We start from the raw sequence: 17,454 nt of genomic DNA, 5'->3' as shown, positions 1-17,454 counted from the left end.
GAGCGAAGAGAGCCTCCCTATCTGTAAGGCATTCACCGGGCATTCAAATCAGCAGCGGCGCGTGTCCCTTGGGTCAAAACCTTCTGGCGTGCGGGGAGTCAATTGGCGTGTTTAACTCCAGCGTTTCGGGAGCAGTAATGCAGGGGACGAGGTAGAGGTCTTAAGGATTGAATAGCGGCGATCCGGGCATGGGCGCGGGCATGTACCTAGTGGGCAGGTACTAAAAAAATGTCAAAAACAACTGGACCAGTTCACAATAGTTTTACGAGCGCTTCTTTATTAGAGCGTGTTTCGTAGAGCAAGGATTGCTGAGTAGAGTTTTGGTGTGCAAGGGTCTTTGGAGCGTACGGGTTGAGGCATAAGAAAAAAATTTTCGTGACGGGAGCCAGTGGTTTCGTAGGGGCTGCGCTAGTCGAACATCTGGATAACGTTGAGGATTGTCAGGTGCTGGCGCTGGTGCGTCGTAGTGGTGTGGCACTGCCCGAGGCTGCTACTACGGTGCTGGTCGCAGAAAACTACCTTGCCGGATGCGAGCTTCCCCTGAAGGGTGTGGATGTTGTTGTCCACTGCGCTGCGCGTGTTCATGTGATGTCCGATGCCACCAGCGATCCATTGGCGGAATATCGAAAGGTCAATGTCCAAGGTACGTTGATGCTGGCTGCTCAAGCGGCGCAGGCAGGTGTCAAACGCTTCATCTTCATTAGTACTGTAAAAGTTAATGGTGAAAGTACTCGTCCGGGGCAAGCGTACAAGGCCGATGATGTTCCCGCCCCTTGCGATCCTTATGGCATCTCCAAGATGGAGGCTGAACAGCAACTGCGCGAGCTTGCCGAAAAAACGGGCATGGAGGTCGTCATTATTCGTCCTGTTCTCGTTTATGGTCCGGGTGTCAGGGCAAACTTCCACAGCATGATGGTGTGGCTGAACAGGGGCGTTGTCTTGCCGTTAGGAGGCATTCACAATCAGCGTAGCTTGGTATCGCTGGATAACCTGGTTGATCTGATTGCTACGTGTCTGCACCACCCCGCAGCTGCCAACCAGATTTTTTTGGTCAGCGATGATGAAGACCTATCGACTACAGAATTATTACGTCGCATCGGTGTGGCACTCGCCAAGCCTGCGCGGCTGGTTCCTGTACCTGCTGCATTGTTGAAGTGGGGGTTGGCACTGATCGGACGAAAAAGTATTGGCCTGCGTTTGTGTGGGTCTTTGCAGGTGGATATCAAGAAGACTCGCGATCTTCTGGGGTGGACGCCTCCTTCCACGATTGCGGTTGCTTTGCGCAAAACCGCTGAGCATTTTCAGAGACATTAGAAGTAGCTGGTTCGTTTGACCATGAGCCGAAATTGGAGCCGTTGATGAACCACTTGGTGTGGCTTGCGCCTGTTGTCGCAGCCCTTGCATTTTTGTTGACTTGGTTATTGCGACGCTATGCGCTGTCGCGAAGTTTGATCGATGTCCCTAACTCACGCAGTTCTCATTCGGTGCCCACTCCGAGAGGCGGAGGGGTAGCGATTGTTGTGAGTTTTTTATTGATACTGCCGATACTGCTTGCCAGTGGCATGATATCCCCTTCGGTCACATGGGCACTTATGGGGGGCGGCGCAGCAATCGCGGTGCTCGGCTTCCTTGACGATCATGGCCATATCGCCGCCAGGTGGCGCCTATTGGGGCACTTTAGCGCAGCGTTGTGGGCACTCTTCTGGATCGGTGGCTTGCCTGTTATCAGCTTGCCCGGAATGACCGTCGATCTCGGTTGGTTGGGCCATGTTGCGGCCATGTTTTACTTGGTATGGGTACTCAATCTTTACAATTTCATGGATGGCATCGATGGGTTGGCTAGTATCGAGGCGATGTGCGTGTGCCTGGGGGCCAGTGCGATCTATTGGATGGGCGGCTATTCGACACTTATCGGTGTACCGTTGTTGTTAAGTATGGCCGTGCTCGGTTTTCTCTACTGGAATTTTCCAAGGGCGAGAATATTCATGGGCGATGCAGGTAGTGGTTTCCTTGGGTTCGTCCTTGGCGTACTTTCCTTGATTGCGGCCTGGCAAAACGCAAGTTTGCTTTGGGTATGGTTAATTCTTCTAGGGGTTTTCATCGTTGATGCAACATTTACGTTGATCCGCCGTTTGTTGCGTGGCGACAAAGTCTACGAGGCGCATCGCAGTCACGCCTACCAATTTGCGTCTCGCCAGGTGGGTGGGCATGTACCTGTCACGCTTTCGGTCTTGGCTATCAACCTGTTGTGGCTGACTCCCATCGCCATAGGTGTGGGGGTTTTAGGTCTCAACGGCCTGTTGGGCGTGATCATTGCGTATGTGCCCTTGGTCGTCCTTGCTGCCAAATACAGGGCCGGCGAGGTCGAGGCATGAAGCACTGCGAGTGATAGAAACGGTCGGCCTGTTTATGGCTTTCAAGTTGAGCAATACCGAACGGCAGGCATAGGAGCGGCAGAGGTGTTTGAAGGGTTTTTGGGTAGCATTCGGTCGTATCTGGTAGGTCTTCCTCGGCGAAGGAAGCGCTTCCTGCAAGTCATCACAGACGTTTTTCTAGTCTGGCTGGCTTTGTGGATGGCGTTCGTCGTTCGCTTGGGCGTGGAGGATATGGTCAATCCCGTGGTGCAACACCTCTGGCTGTTTTTGAGCGCTCCAGTAGTGGCTATCCCGCTCTTTGTCCGCTTTGGAATGTACCGGGCTGTTATGCGTTACTTCGGTAACGATGCCTTGATCGTGATTATAAAAGCAGTCAGCCTTTCTTCGCTGATACTCGGTGTCGTGGTTTATTTGTACAGCAACCACCAGGCCGTCGTACCTCGGTCCATCATTTTTAACTACTGGTGGTTGAGCCTGATCATGGTGGGGGGCTTGCGTTTGGCTATGCGCCAGTACTTCCTCGGCGACTGGTTTACCGCTGCACAGCATGTGCCGTTCACCAATCGCGAAGATGGTTTGCCTCGTGTTGCCATCTATGGAGCGGGTTCCGCTGGAAATCAGTTGGTTGCAGCCTTGCGTATGGGAAGGGTCATGCGACCGGTAGCATTTATCGATGACGACGAGGGTATTTCTGACCGCGTCATTTCAGGTTTGCAGGTTTACAAGCCTAAACATATTCAGCGGATGATCGACGAAACAGGCGCACAAGAAATTCTGTTGGCCATACCCTCGTCCAACAGGGGGCGGCGGCGAGAGATTCTGGGTTTTCTCGAAGGCTTTCCGTTGCATGTCCGTAGTGTTCCCGGTTTCATGGACCTTGCCAGTGGGCGGGTAAAGGTCGATGACATTCAGGAGGTCGACATTGCGGACTTGCTGGGGCGAGATGCAGTACCGGCACAAGCAGAACTGCTGGAACATTGCATCACGCGCCAGTGCGTTCTAGTGACAGGTGCGGGCGGTTCCATCGGTTCCGAACTCTGCCGCCAGATCCTGGCATTGAATCCGACGACATTGCTCCTGTTGGAGCATAGTGAGTTCAACCTCTACAGCATTATGTCCGAGCTCGAACAGCGAGTAGTGCGTGAGTCGCTTTCCGTTCGACTGTTACCGATCCTGGGATCGGTACGTAACCCAAATAAGCTCTTGGATGTGATGAAAACCTGGCATGTAGACACGGTTTATCACGCCGCAGCCTACAAACATGTGCCCATGGTCGAACACAACATCGCCGAAGGTGTAATTAACAATGTGATCGGCACGCTCAACACCGCCCAGGCTGCTCTTACGGCAGGTGTTTCCAACTTCGTCCTTATCTCGACAGACAAGGCTGTACGTCCTACAAACGTCATGGGCAGCACCAAGCGTCTTGCCGAACTGGTCCTTCAAGCCCTTAGTCGGGAGCTGGCGCCTATACTGTTCGGCGAAAAATCGAATGTCTCCCGAGTCAACAAAACGCGCTTCACCATGGTTCGATTCGGCAATGTGCTGGGCTCTTCCGGCTCAGTGATTCCCTTGTTTCACAAACAGATCAAGGCGGGTGGCCCCATTACGGTGACTCATCCAAATATCACCCGCTATTTCATGACGATTCCTGAAGCTGCACAGTTGGTTATCCAGGCAGGTTCCATGGGGCAGGGCGGTGATGTGTTCGTGCTGGACATGGGCGAGCCTGTGCGAATCGTCGAGTTGGCAGAGAGGATGATCCACCTTTCCGGCCTGAGTGTGCGCACCGACAAGAACTCCCACGGCGACATCGCCATCGAGTTCACCGGCTTGCGCCCCGGCGAAAAGCTTTACGAAGAGTTACTGATTGGCGACAACGTCGTCGCCACGCAGCACCCAATGATCATGAGCGCCAATGAAGATCATCTCTCTTGGGAGGTCCTCAAGGGCAAGCTGACGGAGCTACTGGCCGCAGTGGACCAAGACGATTACACCCGGGTTCGCCAACTCCTTCGCGACACTGTCAGCGGCTACTCCCCCGACGGTGAAATCGTCGACTGGATCTACCAACAGCGACGCCTGGAACCCTGACTTAACACTCTGTTACTCAACCACTTTTGACGAATCCCCAACATCACCTAAGTTTGAAAAGCAGCTTCGGAAAGCTGCTTTTCTCTCATAGATGTCAAGGAGCGTCACCCATGCAAAGTACCTACATTTCTTCCCTGATCTTCGCCTTCCTTACCTCCCTCTCTCTCACCACCACCGCAGCCCCATCTCTCAAACCCGAACCCCCAACCCCCATCTCCGCCCAAATGTCCCAAGCCGACCAATCCGCCAAGGTCAATCTCAACGCCGCCGACGCCGAAACCCTACGCCGCGACCTTTTCGGCATCGGCGCCGCCAAAGCCAAAGCGATTGTTGCCTACCGCGAGAGCAACGGCCCGTTCACTGCGGTGGATGAGTTGTTGGAGGTGAAGGGTATCGGCAAGGCGTTGCTGGAGAAGAATCGCGACAGGTTGGCAATCAACTAAATAAACGGAGGAGGCCGGTCATTGATCGGCCTTTTCATTGTCTGCGATCTTCGTCTTCAAACTGTCTCGCACCACTTCCATGATCTGCGCCGCCAAGGCTGGGTTCTCTACACTTCTGGCCAGCACCAATGCTCCCACGAGCGTTGACATGATCACCAGGCTCTCGGCGTTGCCCCGTCCATCTGCCAGCGCCGTTTCGATCTGTTCGAGTCTGGCGCCGAGTACCGCATCCGTCGTCGCACTGTGCTGGCCTCTAAGTCCCATCTCGGATGACATGGTCGGGAGTGGGCAGCCCTCGTCAGGGGAGGTCAAGTGCCATTCCGAAAGGTAGCTATCAATAAACGCTTCCAGGGGCTGTTCTTGGCTAAAGAGCATGTCGCAATGGGCGTCTAGTTCGGCGGCAGCAGCTTGCAGCGCCTTTTCTACCAACTCGTCCTTGGACTTGAAGTGCGCATAAAACCCGCCGTGGGTGAGGTTCAGCGCTTTCATCAATGGCTGCAGGCCGGTGGCGCCAATGCCGTCGCGACGGAAGCGCACGGAGGCTTCCTTGATGATGCGCTGGTGGGTCTGCGCTTTATGGTCTGATGAGTAACGCATGGGACTGCCTCGGTGACATGCTGGCATTTTAACCAACCTGAACCGTTTTACACAGTTGTCTGAAGATTATCGCTTGGCATGAAAAGTGATTACGTTTACGTCATGGATTGTTCAACAATCGAGAGATGGCCATGACGCTCAGCTTATCCCTAGCAGACCAGATCGCGCTGGAACTTCGTGCGGATATTATCGGTGGCCGGCTTTTACCGGGGATGGCCTTGGTCGAGGTGGAGTTGGTGAAAGCCTATAACGCCTCGCGCAATACCATCCGTGAGGCCTTGCACCGTTTGGGGCAGGAAGGGCTGACCCGCTATGCGCGCAATAAGGGGGTGATGGTCCGCCGTCTTGAGCGAGAGGAGGTGCGCGACTTGTTCGTAGTCCGTCGTACGCTCGAATTGCAGGCCATCGCCCAAAGCAACACGCTCACTGAGGATCAATCTCTACGCATGCAAAACGCTATCGATGCCACCACCCTGGCTCGCGAGCGCGAGGATTGGCGCGCGGTGGCCACCCACAGCCTGGTGTTTCACCAGCAGATTGTCGGCTTGATGTGCAGCCCGTTGTTCGATGAGTTCTTCGCTCAGGTGATTGCCCAGTTGCGCCTGGTTTTTTGCGCTGCGCCCGATGAGCAGCGTTTCCAGTTGCCTTGGCTGGAGCGGGATCGTGAGATTTACCAACTGTTGGTCCAGCAGGACAAGCCGGCGGCAGGGGAGGCGATGAGCCTGTACCTGGATGATTCGCAACGCCTGTCGTTGGCCCTGTTTTCCCACCCCTGATGGAGGATCTAAATCATGTACAAAGACTATCCGGCGGCCTATCAGGTCAGTAAAGGTTCGGCGTTGCAGGTCGACACGGCGTTTTATGAGCGCATCCGGGACCAAAAACAACAACGCACCTTGATCGATCAGTTCGAGGTGCCCATTCGTACAGGCAGGGCGTGGAAAGTGCCAGCAGGCCATGTGTTTCGTGTCACTACACCGGTTGGTCCGCAGGTGGGGGATTTCAACGTGTGGAACGCCAACGACCCTCGCGAACGCCTGTGGGCGGCACGTACGCGGCAGTTACAGGGCGCACATGTGAGCACCCATGACCGCTTGTGGTCGAACCTGCCATTCCTACGGCCGCTGGTGACGATCACCGACGATAGCCTGGCGAGCTATGGCATCGATGAGCACGGTGGTCGCTTGCACGACTTGCTGGGCACTCGCTGCGATCCTTATGTGAACCGCATGCTCACGGGCGAGGACTTTCATCACCACTGCCACTCGAACCTGACGCGTGCGGTGCTCCCACATGGTCTGACGGAATTCGACGTGCATGACGTGTTGAATATTTTCCAGTGCACGGGCCTCAATCATGACGACATGTACTTTATGAAGGCATGTCCGGCGCAGAAGGGCGATTACCTGGAGTTTTTTGCCGAGATTGATTTGCTGTGCGCATTGTCGACGTGCCCAGGTGGGGATTTGTCGCTACCGATGTGGGGGCCGGATGCACAGGACCCGCTGACGGTGTGTCGTCCGTTGGGAGTCGAGATCTATAGGTTGGAAGAGCAATTGCTGAGCGGTTGGAGTTCGCCTGAGCGTGCGGCCTACAAAGGGCAGCATGGGTTGCATATTGCCAAGGCGGATTGGGAGTGAGTTGCGCAAGGGGCTGCTTCGCAGCCCAGCGGGAGCAAGCTCCCTCGCCACAGGTGTTGGTCTCGGGGTCGTCGGGTTAACGATCCTGTGCATCCTTGGCGTCCGCCTGAGCATTGCGTTCGGCCACGCGCTTGCGTTGTTCGTCGGTGAGTTCGACTTTGTTGGCGCTGTCACGCAGCATCATCAGCCCACCGACGATCGACCCGATCGCAACTACCATAATCAACCACGCATACCACGGCATAAGGCTCTCCTTGAGGCAGATTGCCGTGGGAGAATTTTCCCACGGGAATAACTGCTTTGAGTAACGGGCTTTCTGACTAGTTCAGTGTAGGCCCGTTCTGCCTCCAGTAGATCAGAGCCCGGTCAACATCGCATCTGCCGGCGCATCGGCGCGGGCTTGGGCGGTCAGTTGGAAGTAGGCAAAGCCCACCGCCATAAAGCCCAGGAAGATCAACCCGATCAGTGCGTTGAACCACGCCATCGCCACCAGGCACACCACGGCCAACACCAAGGCGATGCCCGGTACGATCGGGTAACCCGGTGCGCGGAAGGTACGTTCCAGCAGCGGTTCGGTCTTACGCAGTTTGAACAGGCTGAGCATGCTCATGATGTACATCACAATGGCGCCGAATACCGCCATGGTGATCATCGCGGCAGTGAGGGTCATGCCGCCCAGGTTGATCAGGCCATCGCTGTAGATGGCGGCGATGCCGACCACGCCACCGGCGATGATTGCCCGGTGAGGTGTCTGAAAACGCGACAGTTTGGCGAGGAAGGAGGGCAGGTAACCGGCGCGGGCCAGGGCGAAGAACTGGCGCGAGTAGCCGAGGATGATGCCGTGGAAGCTGGCCACCAGACCGAACAGGCCGATCCACACCAGCATGTGCAACCAGCCGGAGCTGTCGCCCACCACGGTTTTCATGGCTTGGGGCAGTGGGTCGTTGATGTTCGACAGGGTGCGCCAGTCGCCCACGCCGCCGGCGAAGAACATCACGCCCATGGCCAGGATCACCAGGGTGAGGATGCCGCTGATGTAGGCTTTAGGAATGGTGCGCTTGGGATCTTTCGCTTCTTCGGCGGCCATGGCCGCGCCTTCAATGGCGAGGAAGAACCAAATGGCGAACGGAATCGCGGCAAACATACCGGCAATCGCCGGGGCGCCAAAGGTATCGGAACCGGCCCAACCGTTCAGGGCGAAGTTGCTGAAGCTGAACGCCGGAGCGACTACACCCATGAACACCAGCAACTCGGCCACGGCCAGTACGCAGACCACCAGTTCAAAGGTGGCGGCGAGTTTGACGCCAAGGATATTCAGGCCCATGAACACAATGTAGGCGCCGACGGCCGCGTGTTTGGGGTCCAGCGCCGGGAACTGCACATTCAAGTAGGCACCGATGGCCAAGGCAATCGCTGGCGGGGCGAAGACAAATTCGATCAGGGTCGCGAGGCCGGCGATCAAGCCGCCTTTCTCGCCAAAGGCTCGACGGCTGTAGGCAAACGGGCCGCCTGCGTGGGGAATCGCGGTAGTCAGTTCGGTGAAACTGAAGATAAAGCAGGTGTACATCGCGGCGACCATCAACGAAGTCACCAGAAAGCCCAAGGTCCCGGCGACGCCCCAGCCGTAGCTCCAGCCAAAGTATTCCCCGGAGATCACCAGGCCAACGGCGATGCCCCATAAATGCAGGGTGCCGAGGGTGGGTTTGAGTTGTGTGTTCATTGTGTTGCTCTCCCTGAACCGGTTGGAATGATTCAAGGTGTTGCAGCGGGCATGCCAGCTTGAGAATCATTGTCGTAAAGCCGCGCATCTGTCGTCTGGGAGATGGTTTAGCGTTTGAATTTTGCTGGTATTGCACCAGATAAGTGCGGTGGTGTTTGAGCTGCCGCCATCGCGGGCAAGCCCGGCTCCCACATTTGGAATGCATTTTCCTGTGGGAGCCGGGCTTGCCCGCGATGAGGCCCTTCCAACCACTCGAAATCCCTCTGTAAACCCCGCACCAACCCACTCTTTACGCCGTCTTTACGCCCCGCCCACGCCCTCGGTCTCGTTCCTTTACACCACTCCTGCCGACAATTGCCCTACACGCGGCAACACGCCGCTAAACGGAGAAACTCCCATGAGCGTTCTGGACGGGGTGTCACTGCTATTGGCCGTGGCGCTGTTCATTTATCTGCTGGTTGCGCTGCTACGCGCGGACCGGAACTAGGAGCGGGCCATGCACAGTTATGACTATTGGCTGATCATTGCCTTCTTTGCCGTGGTGCTGGTGCCGGCACCGTTCCTGGGTCGGTTTTATTACAAGGTGATGGAAGGCCAGCGCACCTGGCTCAGCCCGGTAATGGGACCGGTGGAAAAAGCCTGCTACCAACTGTCGGGCGTAGACGAGCATCAGGAGCAAAGCTGGCAGAAGTACATGCTGGCCTTGCTGGCGTTCAACCTCGCCGGCTTCTTGCTGTTGTTTGCGATCCTGTTGTTCCAGGACTATCTCCCACTCAACCCGCAGAAATTGCCGGGTCAAGAATGGACGCTGGCCTTCAACACTGCGGTCAGTTTCATGACCAACACCAACTGGCAGTCCTACAGCGGTGAGGCCTCCCTCAGCTACCTCAGCCAGATGGCCGGCCTGACCGTGCAGAACTTCGTCAGTGCCGCCACCGGTCTGGCAGTCCTGGTCGCTCTTTGCCGTGGGATCGGTCGTAAATCCACCAGGACATTGGGCAATTTCTGGGTCGATATGACCCGCGCTACCCTCTACGGCCTGCTGCCGTTGTGTCTGGTACTGGCGCTGTTCCTGGTATGGCAAGGCGTGCCGCAAACCTTCGCCCACTATGTCGATGCCGTGACCCTGCAGGGCGTGGATCAAGTCATCCCCCTGGGCCCTGCGGCCAGCCAGATTGCGATCAAGCAATTGGGCACCAACGGCGGTGGCTTCTTCGGTGTCAACTCGGCGCACCCGTTCGAAGACCCGACCGCTTGGGCCAACCTGTTCGAAGTGGCGTCAATCATCCTGATCCCGGTAGCGCTGGTATTCACCTTCGGCCACTACGTCAAAGACCTGCGTCAAAGCCGCGCCATCCTCGGTTGCATGCTCGCGCTCTTCCTGATCGGCGGCGCCACCTCGCTGTGGGCCGAGTGTCAGCCCAACCCGACTTTGAGTAATGCGGCCGTCGAGCAAACTGCGCCGCTGGAAGGCAAGGAAACACGCTTCGGCACCACCGGCACGGTGTTGTGGTCGGTGACCACCACGGCGGCGTCCAACGGCTCGGTCAACGGCATGCAGGACAGCCTCAGCCCGCTCAGCGGCATGGTGGCGCTGGTCAACATGATGGTCGGCGAAGTGATCTTCGGCGGCGTGGGCGCCGGTATGTACGGCATGTTGCTCAACGTGCTGATCGCTGTGTTCCTCGCTGGCTTGATGATTGGCCGCACCCCGGAATACCTGGGCAAGAAACTCCAGGCCAAGGAAGTGCAATTGCTGGTGGTGACCCTGCTGGTGATGCCGGTTGGCGTACTGGTACTCGGCGCCATCGCTGCGAGCCTGCCTGGCCCGGCCAGTGCCATCAGCAACCCTGGCCCCCATGGTTTCAGCCAGTTGCTCTATGCCTACACCTCGGCCAGTGCCAACAACGGTTCGGCGTTTGGCGGTTTCAGTGCCAACACTCCGTTCCATAACCTGATGCTGGGCCTGGGCATGTTGATCGGTCGCTTCGGCTACATCCTTCCGGTACTGGCCTTGGCCGGCAGCCTGGCGATGAAGAAGACCGCACCGATTGGCCAGAACAGCTTCCCTACCCATGGCGCGCTGTTCGTGACCCTGTTGACCGTGACCATTTTGCTGGTCGGCGGCCTGACTTTTCTGCCAACGCTAGCGTTGGGTCCGATTGCTGAGCACTTGAGCATGGGCTTCTAAACGAGGGGATATGAACATGAATATGCCTGCAAAAAACGCAGCTCCCGTGCACACCCAGGAGCCCGCCAAAACTGCTATTTCCGCCCTATGGCGCCCGGCGCTGGTCCAGGCGTTCGTCAAGCTGGACCCGCGCCAGTTGCAACGCTCGCCGGTGATGCTGGTGGTCGAACTGACTGCCATCCTCACCACCGTGCTGTGCTTTGTGCCCGACACCGCCGTGCCGACCTTTGTCGCGGTGCAGATCGCTGTGTGGCTGTGGTTCACCGTGCTGTTCGCCAACTTCGCCGAAGCCTTGGCCGAAGGGCGTGGCAAGGCCCGTGCCGACAGCCTCAAGGCCGGCAGCGAAGGCCTGAGTGCGCGACGTAAAGAAGCCGATGGCAGCTTAAAGGTGGTGCCTGCTGCCAGCTTGCGCAAAGGCGATGTGGTGCGCGTCGCCGCCGGGGAAATGATCCCCGGTGACGGCGAGGTCATCGAAGGTATTGCGGCGGTCAACGAGGCGGCGATCACCGGTGAGTCCGCACCGGTCATCCGTGAGTCCGGCGGCGACCGTTCGGCCGTCACCGGCAATACGCGGCTGGTGTCGGACTGGCTGTTGATCCGCATCACTGCCAACCCAGGCGAGTCCACCCTGGACCGCATGATCGCCCTGGTGGAAGGCGCCAAACGCCAGAAAACCCCCAACGAAGTCGCGCTGGATATCCTGCTGATCGGCCTGACCCTGATCTTCCTGCTGGTGGTGGTGACCCTGCAGCCCTTTGCTCACTTCGCCAATGGCAGCTTGCCGTTGGTGTTTTTGGTCGCACTGCTGGTGACGTTGATTCCTACAACCATTGGCGGCTTGTTGTCAGCCATCGGTATCGCCGGCATGGACCGCCTGGTGCGCCTCAACGTCATCGCCAAATCTGGCCGTGCCGTGGAAGCGGCGGGGGATGTGCATGTGCTGCTGCTGGACAAGACCGGCACCATCACCTTCGGCAACCGTCGTTGCTCGGCGGTGGTGGCAGCGCCTGGCGTCAGCGGCAAGGAAGTGGCCGAAGGTGCACTGTTTGCCTCCCTGGCGGATGACACGGCAGAAGGTAAATCCATCGTCGAATACCTGCGTGCCCTGCACCCACAGGCCGAGCCGTCCCTGGATGAGCTGACGGCAGTGCCGTTTAGCGCCGAGACGCGTTTGTCCGGTGTTGATTACCAAGGTCGTGTGTTCCGCAAAGGCGCGGTGGATTCGCTGCTGGCTTTTATCGGCCAACAGCGCCGTGACCTTGCACCCGCGCTGTCGCGCGAAATCGACAAGATCGCCCAAAGCGGCGGCACGCCGTTGCTGGTGTGTGCCGATGGCAAGTTGCTCGGTGCGATCCACCTCAAAGACGTGGTCAAGCCTGGCATCCGCGAACGTTTCGCCGAGCTGCGCAAGTTGGGCATCCGCACCGTGATGGTCACTGGCGACAACCCACTGACCGCCGCCGCGATTGCCGCCGAAGCGGGGGTGGATGATGTGTTGGCCGAAGCCACCCCGGAGAAAAAACTCGCACGCATTCGTCACGAACAGAACGACGGCCGCCTGGTGGCCATGTGCGGTGACGGCGCCAACGACGCCCCGGCCTTGGCCCAGGCTGACGTCGGCATGGCAATGAACGATGGCACCCAAGCCGCCCGCGAAGCCGCCAACATGGTCGACCTCGACAGCGACCCCACCAAGCTGCTGGATGTGGTGCAGATCGGCAAGGAATTGCTGGTGACCCGTGGCGCGCTCACCACGTTCTCCATCGCCAACGACGTGGCCAAGTACTTCGCGATCCTGCCGGCGTTGTTCGCCTCGATCTACCCGCAACTGGGCGTACTCAACGTGATGCACCTCAACAGCCCGCAGAGCGCGATCCTCTCGGCCATCGTGTTCAACGCCTTGATCATCGTGGTGCTGATTCCCCTGGCGCTGCGTGGTGTGCGGGTGCAGGCGGCGAGTGCGGCGGCGTTGTTGCGGCGCAACCTGCTGATTTATGGGCTGGGTGGTCTGCTGGTGCCCTTCGTAGGTATCAAGGCGATCGACATGCTGCTCACCGCACTGCACCTGGTGTAACTGACACACGCTTTTTGTGGCGAGGGAGCTTGCTCCCGCTGGACCGCGCAGCGGTCCCAAGTTCTACGACTGCTACGCAGCCGAACGGGAGCAAGCTCCCTCGCCACAAGGTTTCTCGACTGACTAGAGGAAATGAACATGACAACGATCATCCGCCCAGCCCTGACCCTACTGGTCCTCATGACCCTGATCACCGGCGTCGCCTACCCTCTGGTGGTGACCGGCGTCGCCCAACTCGCCTTTCCCAACCAGGCCAACGGCAGCCTGGTGCACGATGACAGTGGCAAGGTGCGCGGTTCCAGCCTGATCGCCCAGGATTTCACCGGTGACAACTGGTTCCACCCGCGCCCCTCGGCCGGCGCGTTTGCAACCGTTTCCAGCAGCGCCAGTAACCTGGGGCCAAGCAACCCGGCGTTGGCGACGCGGGTGTTTGAGGATGCCAATAAACAGCTCGTGCCCAGCCAGGGACCTGTGCCATTGGCGATGCTGACTACCTCCGGCAGCGGTCTTGATCCACACTTGCCACCACTGGCAATTGCCTATCAACTGGCGCGGGTGGCGGCGGCGCGGAATGTGCCGGTGTCGACTTTGCAGCGGTTGGTGGATGAGCACATCGAAAGCCCGCTGGTGGGGCCGCCGGTGGTGAACGTGCTGGCGCTGAACATGGCCCTGGAAAAACTCTGAACCCCTGTGGGAGCGGGCTTGCTCGCGAACGCGGTGTATCTGCCAGCACATCTGTCACTGACAGACCGCTTTCGCGAGCAAGCCCGCTCCCACATTGGATCTTCAGTGAACTTTAATACCTGAAGGAACCCCCGCATGAGCGACTCCGGCCGCGCCGATGCCCTGCTAGCCGACTTGCCCCGCAACGGCCGTGGCCGGCTCAAAGTCTTCCTCGGCGCCGCGCCGGGCGTGGGCAAGACCTACGCCATGCTCCAGGCAGCCCATACCCAACTGCGCCAAGGCGTCAAGTTGATCGCTGGCGTGGTCGAAACCCACGGTCGCGCCGAGACCGAAGCCCTGCTCAGCGGCCTGCCACAACAGCCTCTGCTGCGCAGCGAATACCGTGGCGTGATGCTCGAAGAAATGGACCTCGACGGCCTGCTCGCCGCCAAGCCCAAGCTGGTGCTGGTGGACGAACTGGCCCACAGCAACGCCCCCGGCAGCCGCCATGAAAAGCGCTGGCAAGACATCCAGGAACTGCTCGCCGCTGGCATCAATGTGTTCACCACGGTCAACGTCCAACACCTGGAAAGCCTCAATGACCAAGTGCGCGGGATCACTGGTGTGCAGGTGCGCGAAACGCTGCCGGACTGGGTGCTGCAAGAAGCCGACGAGTTGCTGCTGATCGACCTGCCGTCCCGCGAGCTACTGGAGCGCCTGCGCGACGGCAAGGTCTATGTGCCCGAACAGGCCCGCGCCGCCATCGATGCATTTTTCACCCAGACCAACCTGATGGCCCTGCGCGAGCTGGCCATGCAAACCGCCGCCGCCCATGTGGATGACGATTTGGCCCAAGGCTATCGCCAACTCGGCCAGGCCGCGCCGGCGGTGCGCGGGCGCCTGCTGGTGGGCGTGGACGGCGATGCCCAGGCCGAACGCCTGGTGCGCCATGCCAGCCGCGTCGCCCGGCGTCGGCATTTGCCGTGGAGCCTGGTGCATATCGATAACGGCCGAGCGCGGGATGAGCAATCGCGGCTGCGCCTGCAAAATGCCCAGCAACTGGCTGAGCGTCTGGGCGGGGAAGTGGTGCTGCTACGGGCGGGGGAGGTGGCCAAGACGCTGATCCAGCACGCGGCTGAGCGCCGCGCCAGCTTGCTGCTGGTGGGGCAGTCGCAGATGCGCTGGCGCAGGCGCCTGTTCGGTGGCGGCTTGGCGGCGCGGCTGTTGCGCAACGCTCGTGGCTTGGAAATCAACGTCCTCGACAGCGACGATATCCCGGCGCCGCCGCGCTTGCCGGATGTGCGCGGCCTGGTGTGGTTCGACTACGGCTTGGCGGTGGTGGCGACAGTCGTCGCGGCAGCTGTGGCCTGGGCGGTGTCCAGCGTATTGCCACTGCCGAACATCTCCCTGGTGTTCCTCGCTGCGGTGTTGCTGGTGGCGGTGCGCAGCAGCCTGGGGCCGTCCTTGGTGTGTGCGGCGTTATCGTTCATGACCTACGACTTCCTGTTTATCCCGCCGAATTTCTCCTTTGCCATCCAGCGTGAAGAAGACGTGCTGACGCTGCTGTTCTTCCTGCTGATGGCCGCGCTCACCGGCAACCTGGCCGCCCGGCAACGCCGGCAGTTGCAGGCGCTGCGCGATACCCAGGAAGAAACCAGCGAACTGCTCGACCTGTCGCGCAAACTCACCGCCGCCACCGACCGCCAGGCGGTGATCAGTGCGGCGGCCCATCATTTGGAAGGCTGGAGCGACTTGGACCTGTGCCTGGTCAATCGCGATGGCCAAGGCGGTTGGAAAGTCGAAACCGGCGCGCCACTGACCCTGACTGAAGCTGAGCGCGCCGCCGCCGATTGGGCCTGGCAACACGACCAGCCGGCCGGCATGGGCACCGGCACGCTGCCGTTCGGGCGCTGGTGGTGGTGGCCGTTATCGGGCGAAGAAGGGCCGTTGGGTTTGCTGGGTGTCAGTCCCAAACCCGGGCTGGAATTGAGCGGTCAACGTCGGCGTTTGCTTACGGCCTTGAGCCAACCCCTGGCCCAGGCGCTGGCGCGGGCGCAACTGGCGCAGGAGTTGGAATCTGCCCGCCTGCACGGTGAAACCGAGCAACTGCGCAGCGCTTTGCTGGCCTCGGTGTCCCATGACTTGCGCACTCCGCTGACTGCCATGCGCGGCAGTATCGACAGCTTGCTGGCCCTCGGCGAGGCCATTCCCCTGGAGGACCGCCGCGATTTGCTCGAAGGCACCCGCGATGAAGCCGAGCGGCTCGACCGTTATATCCAGAACCTGCTGGACATGACCCGCCTGGGCCACGGCGCCTTGAAGCTGGCGCGGGACTGGGTGTCGCCCGGCGATATCGTCGGCAGTGCCCTCGGCCGTCTGCGCGCGGTGCTGGCGCCGTTGCAGGTGCGCACCGAGGTGCCGCCAGCGCTGCCATTGCTTTACGTACACGCAGCGTTGATCGAGCAGGCGTTGGTCAATGTGCTGGAAAACGCCGCGCGTTTTTCACCGGCCCATGGGCGTTTGCAGGTGAGCGCTGGGGTGTTTGACAACCAGCTGTTTTTCGCGGTGGCCGATGAAGGGCCGGGCATTCCCGAGGATGAGCGTGCGAAGATCTTCGACATGTTCTACACCGCCGCCCGTGGTGATCGAGGCGGGCAGGGCACCGGCCTGGGCCTGGCGATCTGCCAGGGCATGGTGGGCGCCCACGGTGGGCATATCAGCGTGGCCGAAGGCATTGAAGGGCGCGGCACCTGTATCACCCTGTTCCTGCCACTGCCGACCCAACCGACCCTGTAGGAGCGAGCTTGCTCGCGAAGGTCGTTAACGATAATGATGGCGCCCTGATTGAACGCGGCGCCCTTTGAGTTTTCGCGAGCAAGCTCGCTCCTACATTGAATGGTTTTGACGAGACACCATGAGCCAGACCGCAACGATTTTGGTCATTGATGACGAACCGCAGATCCGCAAATTCTTGCGCATCAGCCTGGCCTCACAGGGCTACAAGGTGATCGAGGCCGGCACCGGCAACGAAGGCCTGGCCCAGGCGGCACTGAGCAAGCCGGACCTGCTGGTGCTGGACCTTGGCCTGCCGGACATGGACGGCCAGCAGGTGCTACGCGAGTTTCGCGAGTGGTCCAGCGTGCCGGTGCTGGTGTTGTCGGTGCGGGCCAGCGAAGGGCAGAAAGTTGAAGCCCTCGACGGTGGCGCCAATGACTACGTGACCAAGCCCTTTGGCATCCAGGAATTTCTCGCCCGCGTGCGTGCTTTGTTGCGCCAGGCGCCCACCGGTGAAGCCCAGGAAGCCGCCTTGCATTTCGGCCCGCTGACGGTGGACCTTGCCTATCGCCGTGTATTGCTGGACGGCGCCGAAGTGGCGCTGACCCGTAAGGAATACGCGGTGCTGGCGCAATTGGCACGGCACCCAGGGCGGGTGATTACCCAGCAGCAATTGCTCAAGGACATCTGGGGGCCGACCCATACCGAGGACAGTCACTACCTGCGGATTGTGGTGGGGCATTTGCGGCAGAAGCTGGCGGATGATCCGGCCCAGCCGCGGTTTATCGTGACCGAGGCGGGGGTGGGGTATAGGTTGCTGGGCGCTTAGATTTTTGTTGGCTGGGCCGGCCTCTTCGCGAGCAAGCCCGCTCCCACATTTGA

The 17,454-nt window shown here is 59.5% G+C and carries 15 protein-coding genes; 12 read left to right on the top strand and 3 right to left on the bottom strand.

What is annotated here, in order from left to right:
- Positions 1 to 351: 351 nt before the first annotated feature.
- The 4 genes from ACLD1Y_RS06010 to ACLD1Y_RS05995 all read left to right on the top strand — a co-directional run bounded on the left by ACLD1Y_RS06010 (position 352) and on the right by ACLD1Y_RS05995 (position 4,912).
- Positions 352 to 1,314 carry a UDP-glucose 4-epimerase family protein gene (locus ACLD1Y_RS06010; protein WP_429476317.1) on the top strand — a complete coding sequence of 321 codons (963 nt, stop codon included), beginning with the start codon at positions 352 to 354 and terminating at the stop codon, positions 1,312 to 1,314.
- 44 nt (positions 1,315 to 1,358) lie between these two features.
- The gene (locus ACLD1Y_RS06005; RefSeq protein WP_429476315.1) at positions 1,359 to 2,375 is read left to right on the top strand and encodes an MraY family glycosyltransferase; all 1,017 of its coding nucleotides are present in this window, start codon (positions 1,359 to 1,361) and stop codon (positions 2,373 to 2,375) included.
- 99 nt (positions 2,376 to 2,474) lie between these two features.
- Positions 2,475 to 4,469 (top strand): polysaccharide biosynthesis protein, encoded by a 1,995-nt coding sequence (locus tag ACLD1Y_RS06000; protein WP_429476574.1) that lies wholly within the window; start codon positions 2,475 to 2,477, stop codon positions 4,467 to 4,469.
- Positions 4,470 to 4,579: 110 nt separating this feature from the next.
- Complete coding sequence (locus ACLD1Y_RS05995) at positions 4,580 to 4,912, top strand: ComEA family DNA-binding protein (RefSeq protein WP_429476313.1); 333 nt, start codon at positions 4,580 to 4,582, stop codon at positions 4,910 to 4,912.
- 18 nt (positions 4,913 to 4,930) lie between these two features.
- Here ACLD1Y_RS05995 and ACLD1Y_RS05990 read toward each other — a convergent pair whose 3' ends face one another.
- Complete coding sequence (locus tag ACLD1Y_RS05990) at positions 4,931 to 5,509, bottom strand: TetR/AcrR family transcriptional regulator (RefSeq protein ID WP_429476311.1); 579 nt, start codon at positions 5,507 to 5,509, stop codon at positions 4,931 to 4,933.
- Between the two features lie 131 nt (positions 5,510 to 5,640).
- On the opposite strand from ACLD1Y_RS05990, the gene ACLD1Y_RS05985 reads away from it, so the two are divergent.
- Both ACLD1Y_RS05985 and ACLD1Y_RS05980 read left to right on the top strand, forming a co-directional pair.
- On the top strand, positions 5,641 to 6,285 hold the full coding sequence (locus tag ACLD1Y_RS05985) for a GntR family transcriptional regulator (protein WP_429476309.1): 645 nt from the start codon (positions 5,641 to 5,643) through the stop codon (positions 6,283 to 6,285).
- 15 nt (positions 6,286 to 6,300) lie between these two features.
- A complete protein-coding gene (locus tag ACLD1Y_RS05980) occupies positions 6,301 to 7,149 on the top strand; it encodes an urea carboxylase-associated family protein (RefSeq protein ID WP_429476307.1) in 849 nt (282 codons plus the stop codon).
- A 76-nt stretch (positions 7,150 to 7,225) separates the two neighbouring features.
- Here the strand turns inward: ACLD1Y_RS05980 and ACLD1Y_RS05975 are convergent, their stop codons facing one another.
- Entirely contained in the window at positions 7,226 to 7,393 is a 168-nt protein-coding gene (locus tag ACLD1Y_RS05975; protein ID WP_003172675.1) for a DUF2897 family protein, read from the bottom strand.
- Positions 7,394 to 7,504: 111 nt separating this feature from the next.
- Positions 7,505 to 8,869: an ethanolamine permease gene (gene eat, locus ACLD1Y_RS05970; RefSeq protein ID WP_429476304.1), complete on the bottom strand. Its 1,365-nt coding sequence runs from the start codon at positions 8,867 to 8,869 to the stop codon at positions 7,505 to 7,507.
- A 397-nt stretch (positions 8,870 to 9,266) separates the two neighbouring features.
- Here eat and kdpF point away from each other — a divergent pair, with 397 nt between their 5' ends.
- The 6 genes from kdpF (at position 9,267) to ACLD1Y_RS05940 (ending at position 17,401) form a co-directional block, all read left to right on the top strand.
- Positions 9,267 to 9,356, top strand: a complete 90-nt coding sequence (kdpF, locus tag ACLD1Y_RS05965; RefSeq protein WP_003218754.1) for a K(+)-transporting ATPase subunit F — start codon at positions 9,267 to 9,269, stop codon at positions 9,354 to 9,356.
- 9 nt (positions 9,357 to 9,365) lie between these two features.
- The gene (gene kdpA, locus ACLD1Y_RS05960; protein ID WP_429476301.1) at positions 9,366 to 11,060 is read left to right on the top strand and encodes a potassium-transporting ATPase subunit KdpA; all 1,695 of its coding nucleotides are present in this window, start codon (positions 9,366 to 9,368) and stop codon (positions 11,058 to 11,060) included.
- A gap of 16 nt (positions 11,061 to 11,076) precedes the next feature.
- Positions 11,077 to 13,134: a potassium-transporting ATPase subunit KdpB gene (gene kdpB / locus ACLD1Y_RS05955; protein WP_429476299.1), complete on the top strand. Its 2,058-nt coding sequence runs from the start codon at positions 11,077 to 11,079 to the stop codon at positions 13,132 to 13,134.
- Positions 13,135 to 13,272: 138 nt separating this feature from the next.
- Complete coding sequence (kdpC, locus tag ACLD1Y_RS05950) at positions 13,273 to 13,818, top strand: potassium-transporting ATPase subunit KdpC (protein WP_429476297.1); 546 nt, start codon at positions 13,273 to 13,275, stop codon at positions 13,816 to 13,818.
- Between the two features lie 135 nt (positions 13,819 to 13,953).
- Positions 13,954 to 16,593: a DUF4118 domain-containing protein gene (locus ACLD1Y_RS05945; RefSeq protein WP_429476295.1), complete on the top strand. Its 2,640-nt coding sequence runs from the start codon at positions 13,954 to 13,956 to the stop codon at positions 16,591 to 16,593.
- A gap of 118 nt (positions 16,594 to 16,711) precedes the next feature.
- Positions 16,712 to 17,401, top strand: a complete 690-nt coding sequence (locus ACLD1Y_RS05940; protein ID WP_429476294.1) for a response regulator — start codon at positions 16,712 to 16,714, stop codon at positions 17,399 to 17,401.
- Positions 17,402 to 17,454: the final 53 nt, after the last annotated feature.

The organism is Pseudomonas sp. 18175, from assembly GCF_050432925.1.
GTDB lineage: Bacteria > Pseudomonadota > Gammaproteobacteria > Pseudomonadales > Pseudomonadaceae > Aquipseudomonas.
Note: the sequence above shows the minus strand (reverse complement) of the source record. Positions and strands in the feature narration are given on the sequence as shown.